General features: G+C 59.2%; 12 protein-coding genes. 2 read left to right on the top strand and 10 right to left on the bottom strand.

The genetic code is table 11. The annotated features are described in order from the left end of the window. Positions 1–10 precede the first annotated feature (10 nt). A complete protein-coding gene (locus OS242_RS03300; protein WP_267150218.1) occupies positions 11–694 on the top strand; it encodes a DUF421 domain-containing protein in 684 nt (227 codons plus the stop codon). 42 nt (positions 695–736) lie between these two features. Here the strand turns inward: OS242_RS03300 and OS242_RS03305 are convergent, their stop codons facing one another. The 7 genes from OS242_RS03305 to OS242_RS03335 all read right to left on the bottom strand — a co-directional run bounded on the left by OS242_RS03305 (position 737) and on the right by OS242_RS03335 (position 9,564). Beyond that, positions 737–2,014, bottom strand: a complete 1,278-nt coding sequence (locus OS242_RS03305; protein ID WP_267150421.1) for an arsenic transporter — start codon at positions 2,012–2,014, stop codon at positions 737–739. A 223-nt stretch (positions 2,015–2,237) separates the two neighbouring features. Beyond that, positions 2,238–4,484, bottom strand: coding sequence for an ATP-dependent helicase (locus OS242_RS03310; RefSeq protein WP_267150219.1), 2,247 nt, complete (start codon positions 4,482–4,484; stop codon positions 2,238–2,240). 5 nt (positions 4,485–4,489) lie between these two features. Beyond that, a complete protein-coding gene (locus tag OS242_RS03315; protein WP_267150220.1) occupies positions 4,490–4,765 on the bottom strand; it encodes a hypothetical protein in 276 nt (91 codons plus the stop codon). A gap of 20 nt (positions 4,766–4,785) precedes the next feature. Further along, positions 4,786–5,796, bottom strand: a complete 1,011-nt coding sequence (locus OS242_RS03320; RefSeq protein WP_267150221.1) for a hypothetical protein — start codon at positions 5,794–5,796, stop codon at positions 4,786–4,788. Between the two features lie 80 nt (positions 5,797–5,876). Continuing rightward, positions 5,877–6,335, bottom strand: a complete 459-nt coding sequence (locus OS242_RS03325) for a SprT family protein (protein WP_267150222.1) — start codon at positions 6,333–6,335, stop codon at positions 5,877–5,879. A gap of 109 nt (positions 6,336–6,444) precedes the next feature. Beyond that, positions 6,445–8,139 (bottom strand): methyl-accepting chemotaxis protein, encoded by a 1,695-nt coding sequence (locus tag OS242_RS03330; RefSeq protein ID WP_267150223.1) that lies wholly within the window; start codon positions 8,137–8,139, stop codon positions 6,445–6,447. 183 nt (positions 8,140–8,322) lie between these two features. Beyond that, positions 8,323–9,564: a rhomboid family intramembrane serine protease gene (locus tag OS242_RS03335; RefSeq protein WP_267150224.1), complete on the bottom strand. Its 1,242-nt coding sequence runs from the start codon at positions 9,562–9,564 to the stop codon at positions 8,323–8,325. Positions 9,565–9,607: 43 nt separating this feature from the next. On the opposite strand from OS242_RS03335, the gene OS242_RS03340 reads away from it, so the two are divergent. Then, positions 9,608–10,303, top strand: a complete 696-nt coding sequence (locus OS242_RS03340; protein ID WP_267150225.1) for a metallophosphoesterase — start codon at positions 9,608–9,610, stop codon at positions 10,301–10,303. Positions 10,304–10,348: 45 nt separating this feature from the next. On the opposite strand, the gene OS242_RS03345 is transcribed toward OS242_RS03340, so the two are convergent. The 3 genes from OS242_RS03345 to OS242_RS03355 form a co-directional block, all read right to left on the bottom strand. Further along, positions 10,349–11,308, bottom strand: coding sequence for an NAD(P)H-dependent flavin oxidoreductase (locus OS242_RS03345; RefSeq protein ID WP_267150226.1), 960 nt, complete (start codon positions 11,306–11,308; stop codon positions 10,349–10,351). Between the two features lie 56 nt (positions 11,309–11,364). Next, a complete protein-coding gene (gene folE, locus OS242_RS03350; protein ID WP_267150227.1) occupies positions 11,365–11,928 on the bottom strand; it encodes a GTP cyclohydrolase I FolE in 564 nt (187 codons plus the stop codon). A 222-nt stretch (positions 11,929–12,150) separates the two neighbouring features. Beyond that, the gene (locus tag OS242_RS03355) at positions 12,151–14,625 is read right to left on the bottom strand and encodes a transglycosylase domain-containing protein (protein WP_267150228.1); all 2,475 of its coding nucleotides are present in this window, start codon (positions 14,623–14,625) and stop codon (positions 12,151–12,153) included. Positions 14,626–14,791: the final 166 nt, after the last annotated feature.

Consider the following 14,791-nt stretch of genomic DNA (forward strand, 5'->3'; position numbering starts at 1 on the left):
GGAACTGCCCATGCACAACATGCCCGCCCTGTTGATTCGCTCCACCGTCTCTCTGATCTTGCTCTTTGCCGTGACCCGGCTGATCGGCAAACGCCAACTGTCACAGATGACGTTCTTCGAATACACAGTCGGCATCACCATCGGCAGCATCGCCGCCGCGCTGGCTTATGATTTGGAAAGCCACTATGTAAACGGGTTGGTCGCCATCGGCGTCTATGCGGCCATCCCCTACTCGGTTTCGTGGCTGTCAATGAAGAGCAAGTGGTTTCGTAACTTCGTCGAAGGCAAAAACACTGTGCTGATCCAGGATGGCAAAGTGCTGGAGCAAAATTTGGCAAAGGAGCACTTGACCACCGATGAACTGCTCGAACATCTGCGGCTGAAAAACGCCTTCCAGATCGGCGACGTCGACTTCGCGATCATGGAATCGAACGGTCGGATCAGCGTCCGTCTCAAACCGCAACTCATGCCGCTCACCCCAAAGGACATCCACCTGAATGTCCGTCCGCACAACGAACCGACCACCGTCATCATGGACGGCACCCTGTTGCCGAAAGCGCTCGCCCGCATCGGCCTCGACCGGACGTGGGTCGAGCGGGAATTGGAGAACAAGCGGCTCACCGTCGACGACGTTTTTTTGGGGCAGATCAACGCAGACAAGTCCCTGTATGTGGATTTGTACAGGGACAAATGAAAAGACCAACGGACGAGGTTCATCTCCGTTGGTCTTCTTTGTTTAGGCGATCACGCTCAACCACAGATACAATCCGACCAGCGTGATCAACAGCGTCGGAACGGTCAGCACGATCCCCGTCTTAAAATACTGCCCCCACGAGATCACCACGCCTTTGCGGGAGAGCACGTGGAGCCAGAGCAGGGTCGCGAGCGAGCCGATCGGCGTGATTTTCGGCCCGAGGTCGCTGCCGATGACGTTGGCGTAGATCAGCGCTTCCCGCACCGGGCCGGTCGCCGTCGTGCTTTGGATCGCCAGCGCGTCGATCATCACGGTCGGCATGTTGTTCATGACGGACGACAGCACCGCCGCGAGGAAGCCCATTGCGAGCGTTGCGACGAACAGACCTTGATCGGCCGCCGCTTGGATCACCTGTGCCAACAGGTCGGTCAGCCCGGCGTTGCGCAGGCCGTAGACGACCACGTACATGCCGATGGAAAATACGACCACCGCCCACGGCGCCTCTTTGACGACGCGTCTGTAGGGGCGAGCAGCGACCAAAAAGACGAGAGCCGCCACGCCGGCCACCGCCGAGACCGGGATGCCGAACGTTTCGCTGAACAGATAGCCGACGAGCAGGACGGCGAGGATCGCCCAGGAAAACCGGAACAACCGCTCGTCTTTGATCGCCTCGCGAGGCTGTTTCAATTGAGCGAGATCATACGTTTTCGGGATGCCCTTGCCGAAGAACAGATACAGCACCGCGAGACTCGCTGCCACCGAGAACAGATTGGGCACGATCATCCGGGAGGCATACTCCAGGAATCCGATGTCAAAGTAGTCGGCCGACACGATGTTGACGAGGTTGCTGACCACGAGCGGCAGCGATGCCGTATCCGCGATAAAGCCGCTCGCCAAGATAAACGGAAAGATCATCTTATCCGAGAATTTCAATGCCCGCACCTGCGCCAACACGATGGGCGTCAGGATCAACGCCGCCCCGTCGTTCGCAAACAGAGCGGCCACCGCCGCCCCGAGCAGCACGACGTACACAAACATCAGCCGCCCGTTGCCGCGCGCCAATCGCGCCATATGCAGAGCCGACCATTCAAAGAAGCCGATCTCATCGAGCAAGAGCGAGATCAGGATGATCGCGACAAATGCCAGCGTCGCATTCCACACGATCCCCGTCACCGTCCACACATCCCCAAGGCTCACCACCCCGAACAGCAACGCCAGCACCGCACCGCCGGACGCAGACCAGCCGATGGACAGCCCTTTCGGCTGCCAGATCACAAACACGAGCGTGATGACAAATAAAAGTATGGCAAGCCAAGCCATTGTAGTCATAGGTGATTCACACCCTCTCTGTCCAACACGTCAGAAAACACACGCATAGAATACCCATTTCAAAGAAAAACTGTTCCCGCCAACATAGTCATATAAACATATCGTTATATGGCTTGTCAAATAAAAAGACCAACGAACACAAAAGTGTGTCGCTGGTCTTTGGAGATTTGTCAAGAACGAGCGGTCTGCTGTCGGTCGCTCCGTGAAATGATCTTTATTGCGTCAGTTCAACAGGTTTTGAAGCTTCCAGCAACCCCAGATACAGACACAATTCCAGATGCAGGTCGCTGATCTTCTCCACGCCCGCGAACTTGATCAGCACCCGCCGTCCGCCGTTTCCCGACAGCGGGATGATCTCCTCGACGATGCCCGGTCCCATGTCCTTGTGATGCAGCGTGTCCCCTTTGGAGATCTCCAGCGACCCGTAGCGATCCAGTGCCGCCTTCATCCGCTCATTCGCAGGCACAGCGGCGGCTGCGGCCGTTTTGCTTTTCGCTTTGCCGGTGCCGCTGCTGTCGGTGGAGACGGTGACGCGGACGGGACGGGGTACCAGCCCGGTCTCGTACAGGAACGGCGAGACCTCCGCCCGATGACCGTGGTAGTTCATCGGCGCGGACAAGGTCAAGTACTCTTTGGCCCGGGTCATGCCGACGTACAGGAGGCGACGCTCCTCTTCCAACGCCGCGTCCCGCTTTTCCCCCTCCGCAGCCAGTGCTTTCGGGTGGGGGAGCATATCGGCGACGAGGCCGATGCAATACACGTGGCCGAACTCCAGACCCTTCGCCCGGTGCATCGTCATCAACTGCACGCCCTCACCCTTGTGCCGCGACTTGCGAATCGTCTCGGCGACCTCGGCGATGTGCGCGAGAAAGTCGGGGATCGTCCGATGCCCGATCACCGCTTCTTCCAGCTCCTCCAGCGGATCTTTGACCTGTTTGAGATCGTTGCCCGTCTTGATCGAGTATTCTTCCAAATATTTATCATACCCGATCACCTGCCGGATCGTGCGCAGAGCCTGTCCGGGCGTTTGCAGGCGCAGCGACCGGATGTCCTGCATCAACTGCTCCAGCTTTGCCGTCTGGTACGGCTCCAGACCGGACAGGTGCGGCAGTGCCTCCAGATACGTCACGTTTTTCTCCCGCCGGATCGTGTGCGCTTCCTCGACCCAGCGGTCGGCCGACATGTACCGCTTCGGCCGGTTGATGATCTGCACCAGCCCGTCCAGATCGTCCGGGTCGAGCGCGAGACGCATATAGGTCAGCACATCGCGCACCTGCCAACGGCGGTAAAAATCGCCCTCGGCATCATGCAGCGTAAACGGCAGATTGCGTTTGACGAGTCCGTCGATGATCGCCCGGACCTGAATGTTGGTCCGGTACAGCACCGCGATGTCTTCGAGCACCGTGCCGTCCGCGACCTTTTTCTCCATCTCCGTCAAGATCTGCTCCGCCTCCGACCGCTCGCCTTCCGGACGGATCACCGTCGGCTGCACCCCGGCGCGGCCCGTGCCGCGAATCTTTTTGCTCTGCCGCTTTTTGTTGTGCAGGATCAGCCGCGACGCCGTCTCGATCACCGGATCGGTCGAGCGGTAGTTGGTCGCGAGGATCACCTTGCCGCTGCCCGGGAACAGCGTGTCAAAGCCGAGCAGATACTCGACCTGCGAGCCCCGAAACCGGTAGATCGACTGGTCATCATCGCCGACGATGCACACGTTGCCGTGCGCGCCGAGCAGCCGGATCACTTCGTACTGGGCGAGGTTGGTGTCTTGAAACTCATCGACCAAAATGTACTGGAAACGACGGCGATAGTGCTCCAGCACGGTCGGGTTGCTCTTCAACAACGCATGGCAATGCACGAGGATATCGTCATAGTCCCAGCGCTCCTGCCGCTTTTTCTGCGCTTCGTACCCGGCGAACAGCTCTTTGAACTGCTGGTTCTCCGGCTTCGTCGCTTTGATCCGCTCAGGCATGATCAAATTGTTTTTGCACAGCCCGATCTTTTGCAGCGCTTCCGCCACCTCTTCGTCGTCGCCGTCCTTGCCTTGACCGCGCAAAAGAGTGCGGATGATCTGCCGCTGCTCCTGCTCTTCCAGCAGTTGCGGCACGCGGCCGCCCGACTGCTGAAGCAGGATGCGCATGAAGATCGAGTGAAACGTCCCGATCTCCGCCGACCGCACCATCTGCGGTCCAAGCCCTGGCATCGCCGCCAGCCGCGTCTTCATCTCTTCCGCCGCCGCACGTGTAAACGTCACGACGAGCATGCTGTGCGCCGGTATCCCGGCCACCTGCATCATATAGGAGGCCCGGCAGGTCAAGACGGTCGTCTTGCCGCTGCCCGGCCCCGCAAACACGACGAGAGGCCCCGTCACATGACGGACCGCCTCTCGCTGTTCTTCATTCAATCGAATGCCAAATGTGTTCAATCGTTCAAAAAAAACGGTCTCCAGGGAGTTGTTGCTCATGGCTCTCAATCCTCATCGCCGCCGACACCGGAGCGGATCGCCGCCCGGGAATCCAGTCCGGAAGGGACGTCTTCCCAGCGGCGGATAAACTCATTCAAATCACGAATCAGCCGCTCCAGCTCGCGTTTCTCGACCAACAGTTTGGCGATCGAGTCCAGATCGGATTCGTCAAACCGCGAAACGACTTGGTCAGGCAATTGATTATACCGAAACTGCCACGTCGAGACAACGGCGCGCAACCGCTGAAAACGGCGCTCCAGTCCTTTGCCCGGCATCTGCATCGCCTGCGCTCAGCCTCCTGTTACTCGGCGCGGTCCGCAGCCGACCACTTGGCGATGACCGCCTGCAGGTCTTCTGCCAGCTCAGCCAGACGCTTGCGTTGGTTCATCAGCTTTTCGATCCCTTGCAGGTCTTCGAGGTTGAACAGGTTGAGCACCTCGTTCGGGATCTCCTGATTGCGCTCCGTCAGGGTCGTGCTCGCAGACGCCAGTTGCGCCAATACAGTGGTGACCAATTGATCGGTGGAGACGTTCTCCATTTTTTCTTCCGTGATCACCATATCCATCATCATCGTCTCGCTCATCTGAGAATCCTCCTTGCGCTCCGTCGGCTTGTCCAATGTGTGTGTTTCTATCGTCTCTGGTTCAATAATAGGTTCCACCGGCATCCCCACCGCCGCAGCCGCCTCCGGTTCCACCAGCAGGCAGTCGACCGTTTCCCCCGACGCCGCAAAGCGCGGGTCGAGCTCCGGATAGAAGATCAAGGTCTTGCCCTGCAACGTCTCTTCCTCGGCGAGCAGTCCGAGCAGATCGGTACGATCGGCGCGGCGCTGGCCAAACTCGGTCATCAGCGCGGCGACCGCGTCGTTGACCAGTTCCCATTCGGTCAACAGCCACTCGCCATTCTCAAGGCGTGCAAAGCGGGGGTCGCGGTCCAAATCGACGCGCGACATCAATTCGCCGCGTCCGCGACGGGTCGCATCCTGTAAGTGGCGCAGGATGGCGCCGTGCTTTTGCGGGCTCCCCTTCTCTTGCAAAAAACGGTAGCTCAGGTCGTTCAGCTCGTCCGCGATCGATGCCCGCAGAACGTGCCGCTCCTCCTCCGTCTTCACAAACGCGCCGTGCGCCGCATTCAAGGCTGCACGCACGCGGGCGGGGATTGATTCGAGGGACTTTTCATCTCCCGCAGCATAGCCGCTCAGGACTTCTTGCACCAGCTCAGACTCCGTCCGGCCGGTCTCGCTCCCTTGCAGCAACCGCTTCAAGAAGCCCTCAAGGCTGTATCGAAACGTCCATGCACTCTGTTGCAACATGTTGCTGTCATCCCCTTTATTTCAAAAAACTGCCGCCACTCCCATACATTTCGACGACAGGTGGTGAATTCCTGTCGGTACTAGGAAGAAGAAGTTTGTAAAATCAACTTGCCCCGGCAGCGGCCGCAGCCGTATTTTTTCGTGTCGATCTTGCGTTTGCGAGGGTAGGTCTGTCCGCAAGCGGCGCAGGCGTAGAGATACTGCGTCTTCACTTCTCGGCGCAGTCCCGTGTCCGCACAGTAGCGAGAACCGCCGACCTTCGCCAGCATCTCTTTAAAATCGCGGTCCTGATGCCGGTAGCCGCGCCTTTGCAGATGCAGGTGATAATGGCACAGTTCGTGCTTGATCGTGCCGACCATCGCGTCGAGCCCGTGCAGGCGATAATGATGCGGATTGATCTCGATGTCATGAGTGCGCAACAGGTAGCGGCCGCCGGTCGTGCGCAGGCGGCCGTTAAACGTCGCCTTGTGCCGAAACGGCCACCCGAACGACTCCTCCGACACACGCTCGACGAGCGTCTGCAACTCGTGGTCCTCCATCTGTTCACCTCGCAGTCTCTTCCTTGTGAAACACTACTCCTAACCCTAACGAAAAACCCCCTGCTTTGACAAGGTCAAAACAAGGGGTTCGCAAACTTTTTGAAAAGACTCAGACTCGGAATCGTCCGACGCTCTCCTGCAACTCCTGCGCCATCGAAGACAAAGCGGTCATCGAGAAGGAGATCTCCTGCATCAGCGCCAGTTGCTCCTCGGTGGAAGCGGCGACGTTGTGCGCGTTGTCGGCCGAGTCGCGCGCGATCTCAGTCAGCTGCCCGACGCCTGCCGTCACCTGTTCGGAGCCGGCCGACATCTCTTCGGACGCAGACGAGATCTCCTCGACCTGCGCCGCGACCTCTTGCGCCGCGTCGACGATGCGACGGAATGCCTCGCCCGCTTCGTCAACCAGCTGAATGCCCGCCTGCACCTCGGTCGCGCCGCTCGCCATCGCTTCGACAGCGGCAGACGTCTCGCGCTGGATCTCCAGGACAAGCGTCGAGATCTGCCCGGCCGACGTTTCCGACTGCTCGGCCAGCTTGCGCACCTCATCGGCGACAACGGCAAATCCGCGTCCCGCTTCTCCTGCTCTTGCCGCCTCGATGGCAGCGTTCAGGGCGAGCAGGTTGGTCTGCGCCGCGATGCCGGTGATCACTTCGACGATCTGGCCGATCTCCTTCGAGCGATTGTCGAGCATCTCGATCACCGACGACATCTCCTGCGACGTGCGGGCGATCTCGTCCATCTGCCCGACCGCCTTTTGCACGGTGAGATTGCCATATTCGGCATCCTGCGCGGTGATCCGCGACGCAGCCGCCACGTTGGCCGACGTCTCGGCGACCCGCTGGATGCCGCCGTTCATCTCGTTCATCGCCAGCAGGCTCTCCTCGGCACTGTGCACCTGCATCTCCGCACCGCCCGCCATCTCTTGCACGGTCGACGCGATCTGCTCGTTGGCCATCGCCGTCTGTTCCGCGCCGGCCAGCAGCTCTTCAGACATCGCCGCCACCTGCTCCGCCGTCTCGTTGACGTTGGCGATCAGACCACGCAGGTTGTCGACCATCGTGTTGACCGCTTCGCTCAGATCCGCGACCTCGTCTTGGGTGCGTACCTCGATGCGCTCGACAGTCAGGTCGCCGTCCGCCACGCGGTTTGCCGTCTTGGTCAAAGAAGCCAGCGGTTTGTTAATGCGGAGGTACAGCAGCCGGAACGCCACGATCACAGACGCCAGCATCAGGAATCCGAGCACGCGAAGCACGACGGTGACGGTATTCTTCGCCTTTTCAGCATTCGTCACTTCCAACTCCGTGCGCTCTTTCATCTTTTGCTGAAACTCGGCGATCGGACGGGCGATCCGCTGTTGATGCGCTTCGTACTCCGCGTCAAAGATCAAAGAGCGCGCCGCGTCAAAATCTTTGCGGTCGGCCGCTTTCATCGCCATCTGCTGCAACGATTCCAGCGTCTCCGAATTTTGCTTGGCAAACTCGATCAGGTCGAGCTCCTCCTGCGGGGCTCCCAGTTCTTTCAGCCGAGTGACAACTCGGTCACGGGTCTTCGTCTCCTTGACTTCCCGCCAGTAGTTGTCAGCGTGAACTTTCTCACCAAATTGCGCATATTCGCGCGCTTCCCATGTCAACGTGTTGGCCGCGTTCTCCAAATCCAAGCCCAGTTGTTTAAACTCAGCCTGGCGACTCAGCGCCTCCACCTGCTTGTCCGAAGCATCGCTTAAAACGAACAAACCGCCTGCCATCAGCGCGGCAACAAACACAACGATCCCACCGGTCGTGACCAGCAATTTTGATAATCTCATCTCACCCTGTACTCCCCTCAACTGCACATGTTGTTTGTGATCAAAGATGAATATTATCCCCAAAACCATGATAATAGAATAGAATTATTTAATCAATACGCAAATATACTTAAGAGGCATACACGTGTCACACGGAAATCTTTAAATAAAAAAAGCCTCCGAAGAGGCTTTTGATTCACAACCCTATCTCATGCCGACGCCAAACGTCAGCACGGCAAACGCCGCATATCCCAGCGCATACATCGCGCGCCGCTTGGCCGCCCGGCCTTGCAATCCGAGCATCATCGCCGTCAGATAGCCGCCGATCAGCCCGCCGATATGGCCCCAATTGTCTACGTTCGGCATCAGGAAGCCGAAGATCAGGTTCATGATCAACAATCCATAGACCGACGCTCCGATAGTCATCGCAAAGGCGCGGCGGTCGTACTGTCCGAAGGCGAGCAACGCCCCGAACAGGCCGAAGACCGCGCCGGATGCGCCCAGCGACGGCTGGTCATTCAGCGCGAACGACAGCAGACACCCGGCGATCCCGGCCAAGAGATAGATGACGGCAAACCGCCCCGAGCCGTAGATCCGCTCGACGAAACGGCCAAAGACATACAAGCTCAACATATTAAACGCGAGATGCGCAAACTCATAATGCAAAAACATCGGCGTGATCAACCGCCAAAACTCGCCCATCTGAATGCGGCCCGGAATCATCAAGCCGTAGCCGAGCACGAGATTGGGATACGCGGTCGCCAGCAGCCAGATCATCACCGTCAGCGCGAGCACGGCCGTGACGATCCGGGTCTTGCCTTCCGGGCGCATCACTTGCTCGACGCGTTCCTGACGCCGGTGCGACAGCTCGCCGAGTTGCGCCTCCCACTGTTGCGGCGTGCGCTCCAACACTTCAGCGGGAAATTCTTCGTTCGGAAATCTGGCGACGATCTCCGCCAATCGGTCGAAGGAGATCTCTTTGCCCGCGTCTTCTCCGGGTACCGGTCCGAGCACGCCGCGAGCGGCGTCGACCGCAACGGCCAGCGCGCCCCGGTTGCGGGTCAATCCGGCATACACGCCCGCCTGCGAGACGGCGCGGATGTTTTCGTCGGATCGCCAATGGGGGAAGATGAAAAAGGTCAAGACATACATTCTGCCCACCGCATTTTCCCGCCGCGCTGCGTCCAGACGCCGCACTTCCTCTTGCATCAAACGCTCGATGTAGCCGAGATCATGCCGGTCGGCGCGGATCAGGCGGACCACCTGCATCGTATTGAACTGACGGCGGTACAGCACAGCCTGCGAGACGCCGTCCTCCCCTTCGTCTTGCCCCGCACGGGGGTCCTGTGGCAGAATAGTAAAATCATCATGTGCGATCAATGATTGGGCCATTTGGTACATCAAGGCGGTTACCCGCTGTTGTTCGGATGATTGATTTGCAAACAAGGGACTGCTCCTTCCTGCCCTGTGAAAGGATGTGTGACGATAGATGAACATCTTCGCCATCGGCGATCTGCATCTCTCTTTCGCCAATCCAAAGCCGATGGACATCTTCGGCGACAACTGGACCGACCACCCGGAAAAAATTCGCCGGGCGTGGCTCGAATCGATCACCGAGGAAGACCTCGTCTTGATCCCGGGCGACATCTCGTGGGCGATGAATCTGGAGGAGGCTCGGCCTGACCTCGACTACATCGCCGAACTGCCGGGCAAAAAAGTGATGATCCGCGGCAACCACGACTACTGGTGGTCGACCGTCAGCAAAGTGCGCAAGGCGCTCGATCCTTCGATCTCCGTCCTGCAAAACGACTCGCTGAAAGTCACCGACGATCTGGTGATCGCCGCTGCACGCGGCTGGGACTCTCCCGGCTCTTTCCATTTTGACGAGCACGACCGGACGATCTACGAACGCGAGGTCGGACGTTTGAAACTGTCGCTCGATCACGCGGTCAAGCAGGGCGCGACCCGCATCTGGGTGATGCTCCACTACCCGCCGACCAACGAGAAACACCAGAGCTCCGGCTTTCTCGACGTGCTGCGCCAGTATCCGGTCGAGAAGGTGATCTACGGTCACCTGCACGGCAAGGAAGGCCATCGCGGCGCACTGGAAGGCGTACACGACGGCATCTCCTATCACCTGGTCGCCTGCGACTATCTCGATTTTACCCCGCTGAAGCTCACCTGAGCCGCAGCGGGGTGTTTTTTTCTGCCCATGCCTCTATCTATACGATCAAAACGCCGGAAGGTTGCGCATCACGGCACGCGCTTCTTCGACCATGAGGCGGATCACGTCGTCCACAGGCGGGATCGACTCGATCAGACCGCACCCCTGCCCGCTGTAGGCAAAGCCGTGTGCCAGATCGCCTTCCACCGCACCGACGCGGTTTTTCTCGCCCTTGATGTACGGGTACAGTTCGTCGACCGACGGCTGCGTCCGCTCAAACTCCAGCACTTCGCTCACATACGGGCTTTTCAGCACGCGTGTGACGCGGCCGATGCTGCGCTCGATCATCGCCGTGTCTTCGCCTTTTGCCTGCAGGATCGCCTGTTTGTAAGCGTCGTGCGCCGGAGACTCCACCGTTGCGACCAGCCTCGTGCCCAGTTGCACCCCGGCAGCACCCAGCGCGAGGGCAGCCGCCAATCCCCGGCCGTCGGCCACGCCGCCCGCCGCCAGCACCGGCACGCGGACCGCGCGGGTCACCTGCGGGATCAGGGCAAACGTCGTCAGTTCAGCCGGGCCGTTGTGTCCGCCCGCTTCCGTACCCTCAGCGATCAGGATGTCCGCACCCGACTGCTCCGCCTTCGCCGCATGCATCGCCGTCGACACGACGACCATCACCGGGAGACCCGCCTCTTGGAACACCGGGATAAACGGACGCGGATTACCTGCCGAGATCGAGACGGCGCGCAGATGGTCTTTGTATTTCAAGATCAACTCCACCCGCTCTCTCGGGTCGCTGTGCTCGCCGATGGGCAGGTTGACGCCAAACGGTCTGTTCGTCGATTCGATGGCGATCTGGATCTGCTTTTCAAAGTCGGCCAGCGACCGCCCCGCCGAGCCGACCTGGCCAAACGCGCCCGCTTGGGAGACCGCCGCGGCGAGTCTGCCGTCGCCGATGTACGCCATGCCCCCCTCGACGATCGGCACCTCGATGCCGAGCAGGTTGAGCAATTTTTCTGTTGTGGACATATTAGACTCCTCCTAGCAAAAAAGGGCGCCGTGACGGCACCCTGTTTTTGATGAAATTAGCCCCGCATCAGCGCGAACACTTCCGCGCGCGCTGCCGTGTCTTCTTGATACAGGCCGCGCACCGACGTGGTGATCGTGCTCGCGCCCGGTTTCTTCACACCGCGCATCGTCATGCACATATGCTCGGCTTCGACGATAACGGCGACGCCTTTCGGTTCGAGCTTGTTGACCAGCGTGTCGGCGACGGTCGACGTGATGCGCTCTTGCAGTTGCGGCTGGCGAGCGACCGTTTCGACGATGCGCGCCAGTTTCGACAGGCCGGTCACACGGCCGTTGGTCGGGATATAGGCGACGTGCGCCTTGCCGTAGAACGGGACGAGATGATGTTCGCACATCGAGAAGAACGGAATGTCTTTGACGATGACGACCTCTTCATGCATCTCATTGAAGATCGCGCTCAGCTCTTCCTCCGGGTTTTTCCCGAGGCCGCTGAACACCTCTGCATACATCTTTGCCACGCGCTTCGGCGTGTCGAGCAACCCTTCGCGATCCGGGTCTTCCCCAACCGCTTCCAAGATCATCCGTACAGCCTCTTCTATTTTATTGTGATCGACGTTCATAGCTATGACCTCCTAGTATGTAAGAAAGCCTGTACACATGCGCGTTGAGGCTCTGCAAGTACTCGGTTTTGACAGAAAAACTACCAATACTATAGCACAATTTGGATTGATTTCAAACCTGCAATCCCCATTGGAAAACATCCCCGCGTTCCTCCTGCAAAAAAGGACCTCCACCCGCACGGGCAGAGGTCCTTTTCATCTGCGAGCAGGCGCTCGACCGCCTTAGTTGCCGTTTTGATTCGGCGGCGTGGTGCTACCGCCTCCGCCATCGCCCGTTCCGGTGCCCGGTTGAGTCGGAGTGGTCGGGTCCGGGATCGGCGGTATGGTCGGCTTCGTGCCGTCTCCCGGTTTGTTCGGGTCGGTGGTCGGCGGTGTCGTGCCTGTGCCGTCTCCCGGTTTGTTCGGATCGGTCGGCGTCGTGCCCGTGCCGTTACCCGGTTTGGCCGGATCGGTCGTTCCCGGTTTGTTCGGGTCGGTCGGCTTGGTGTTGCCGCCCGGCACGGTCAGTCGCGGAATGTTCGATTTGGCCAGTTCCTTGTCTTTCCAGACGACGACCCAGTAGAGATACGTTTTGCCCGCTTCGAGCTTCGAATCGGTGTAGCCAGGCTTTGAGAAGTCGCCGATCGCCACGGAACCGCTGGCCGAGCCGTCTGCCGACAGCTCTGCGCGGTAGAGGAAGTACTTGACGCCCTCGATGTCGACCGGGCTCCACGTGACCTTCGCCTTGTTGCCTTCGAGCGTCGCGGCGAGGTCTTTGATGATCGCCTTCTCCGCCTCTTCGTCCTCTTCCTTTTCCTTGGTCGGCTTTTCGCTGACGTTGGTGTCAAATCTGACTGCCTTCGTGTTGGCGAGGCCTTTTGCCATCACCTTGGAGAACATGGCGGCCGGGACTTCGGAGCCTTTGGTCAGATAGTGCGACGTGTCCGACTGGTCAAAGCCCATCCATGTCACCATCACCATCTTCTCGCCCGTGTACCCGGCAAACCACGCGTCTCGGTTGCCGTTCTTGATGCCTTCGATCTCGGTGGTGCCCGTCTTGCCCGCCACATCGCGGCCGCCGATACGCGCCGGACCTGCGGTTCCGTCCGGATGCTCGACCGAGGTCTTGAGCAGTTTGGTCATCACTTTCGCCGTCTCCGGCTTGATCGCTTGCGTCGTCTCGACGCCTTGCGAGCCGATCACTTGACCTTTGGAGTTTTGAATCTCCTTGATCGCGTGCGGCACGGTGCGAACGCCGTTGTTGGCAAACGCCGTATACGCGCCCGCCAGTTCCAGCGGCGAGATCTCCACGTCGCCAAGGGCAATGCCGAGCTTGCCTTTATCCTCCGACGGCAGCGGAATGCCGAAGTTTTTCGTCGCGTACTGGTAGCCTGTGCCGATGCCGATGTCAAACAGCACTTCGGCTGCCGGCACGTTCAGCGACTGGTAGATCGCTTGCGGCATCGAGACCTTGTCGGAGTATTTTCCGTTCCAGTTGCGCGGTTGGTAGCCGCCCGGGAACTGTTTGAGCTGGTTCGGGAGCATCGTCGTCGACGTATATGCTCCGGTGTCGATCGCCGGTGCGTAGACCACGACCGGTTTGAATGTCGAGCCCGGGCGCACCTTTGCCATGCTCGCCCGGTTGAAGCCTTGCTGCATGTGCTCTTGGCCGTTGTCACGGCCGCCGATCAGCGCGACGATGCCGCCCGTCTCCGCCTCCAGCACGACCGATGCCGCCTGCGGGATCGTGCCGTCCTTGGCGTTCGGCGGGAAGTTGCGCGGATCGTTGTATACCGCTTCCAGCGCCTCTTGATAGGCCGGGTCGAGGTGGGTGTAGACCTTCACCCCGCCGCGCAGGATCGTCTCCGGCGGAACGTCCATGTTTTTCTCCGCTTCTTCCAGGATGTAATCGAGGTAGTACGGATACTTGCCGCCTTGATCCAGACCTTTGATGTCATCGCCGCTTTGCAGTTTGATCGGCTCATTTTGTGCCGCCTGCGACTGTTCCGCCGTGATGTAGCCTTGCGACTCCATCGCGCGCAGCACGATGTTGCGGCGCTGCATCGCCAGTTCCCGGTTTTGCTCCACCCACGGGTTGTAGGCGGACGGCGCGTTCGGCAGACCCGCCAGCAGGGCGCTCTCCGCGAGCGTCAGATCCTGCATGTGGTCGCCTTTGTCAAAATAGGTCTCGGCCGCCGCCTTGATGCCGGTCGCGCCGTTGCCAAAGTAGATGTGGTTGAAATACAGTTCGAGAATTTCTTCCTTCGAGAAGTTGCGTTCGATCTGTGCGGCCAGCGCGATCTCCGACACCTTCCGCTTCAGCGTCTTATCGTGTGTCAGATAGACGTTTTTCGCGAGCTGCTGCGTGAGCGTCGAGCCGCCCTCCGCCGCCGAGCGGGTGATGATATCGCGATAGACCGCGCGGCCGATCGCTTTGAAATCGATCCCGTTATGGCTGTAGAAACGGCTGTCCTCCACCGCCACCATCGCGTCTTGCACGTATTTGGGTATCTCATTCAGTTTGGCAGGCTCACCCGGCACCGCCTGATACTCCATAATCTTGCCGCCATTGCGGTCAAAAATTTCAGTGGTATTATACTCAATGTTCAGCTTCGACGCATCGAGCGTCGGCAGGACCATCGTACACCCGATCAAAATCACGGAGATCCCGGTGATCAAGACCGCAATCAAAAGACTGCGAATGATTTTTTTCCCCAAAGTCTATCACCTCTTCTGGACATTCTATCTCCCTTTGCACAGGCTGACAACCGAACTCAGGCACTCTCCTACTCCATTTCGTAAAGAGAGAACGTTTTCTGACGCACAGACACAAAAGAAAAACCCTTTCCCTATGAACTTAGACGCTCATTTCCGAAAAGGGTTT

It is taken from the genome of Tumebacillus lacus (genome assembly GCF_026410385.1).
GTDB classification, from domain to species: Bacteria; Bacillota; Bacilli; order Tumebacillales; family Tumebacillaceae; genus Tumebacillus; species Tumebacillus lacus.

Bases quoted from the DNA above. Each gene is read 5' to 3' on its own strand.
- OS242_RS03315 (WP_267150220.1), bottom strand. From the start codon at position 4,765: ATGCAGATGCCGGGCAAAGGACTGGAGCGCCGTTTTCAGCGGTTGCGC.
- OS242_RS03320 (WP_267150221.1), bottom strand. From the start codon at position 5,796: ATGTTGCAACAGAGTGCATGGACGTTTCGATACAGCCTTGAGGGCTTC.
- OS242_RS03305 (WP_267150421.1), bottom strand. From the start codon at position 2,014: ATGGCTTGGCTTGCCATACTTTTATTTGTCATCACGCTCGTGTTTGTG.
- folE (WP_267150227.1), bottom strand. From the start codon at position 11,928: ATGAACGTCGATCACAATAAAATAGAAGAGGCTGTACGGATGATCTTG.
- OS242_RS03325 (WP_267150222.1), bottom strand. From the start codon at position 6,335: ATGGAGGACCACGAGTTGCAGACGCTCGTCGAGCGTGTGTCGGAGGAG.
- OS242_RS03300 (WP_267150218.1), top strand. From the start codon at position 11: ATGCACAACATGCCCGCCCTGTTGATTCGCTCCACCGTCTCTCTGATC.
- OS242_RS03340 (WP_267150225.1), top strand. From the start codon at position 9,608: ATGAACATCTTCGCCATCGGCGATCTGCATCTCTCTTTCGCCAATCCA.
- OS242_RS03345 (WP_267150226.1), bottom strand. From the start codon at position 11,308: ATGTCCACAACAGAAAAATTGCTCAACCTGCTCGGCATCGAGGTGCCG.
- OS242_RS03310 (WP_267150219.1), bottom strand. From the start codon at position 4,484: ATGAGCAACAACTCCCTGGAGACCGTTTTTTTTGAACGATTGAACACA.
- OS242_RS03330 (WP_267150223.1), bottom strand. From the start codon at position 8,139: ATGAGATTATCAAAATTGCTGGTCACGACCGGTGGGATCGTTGTGTTT.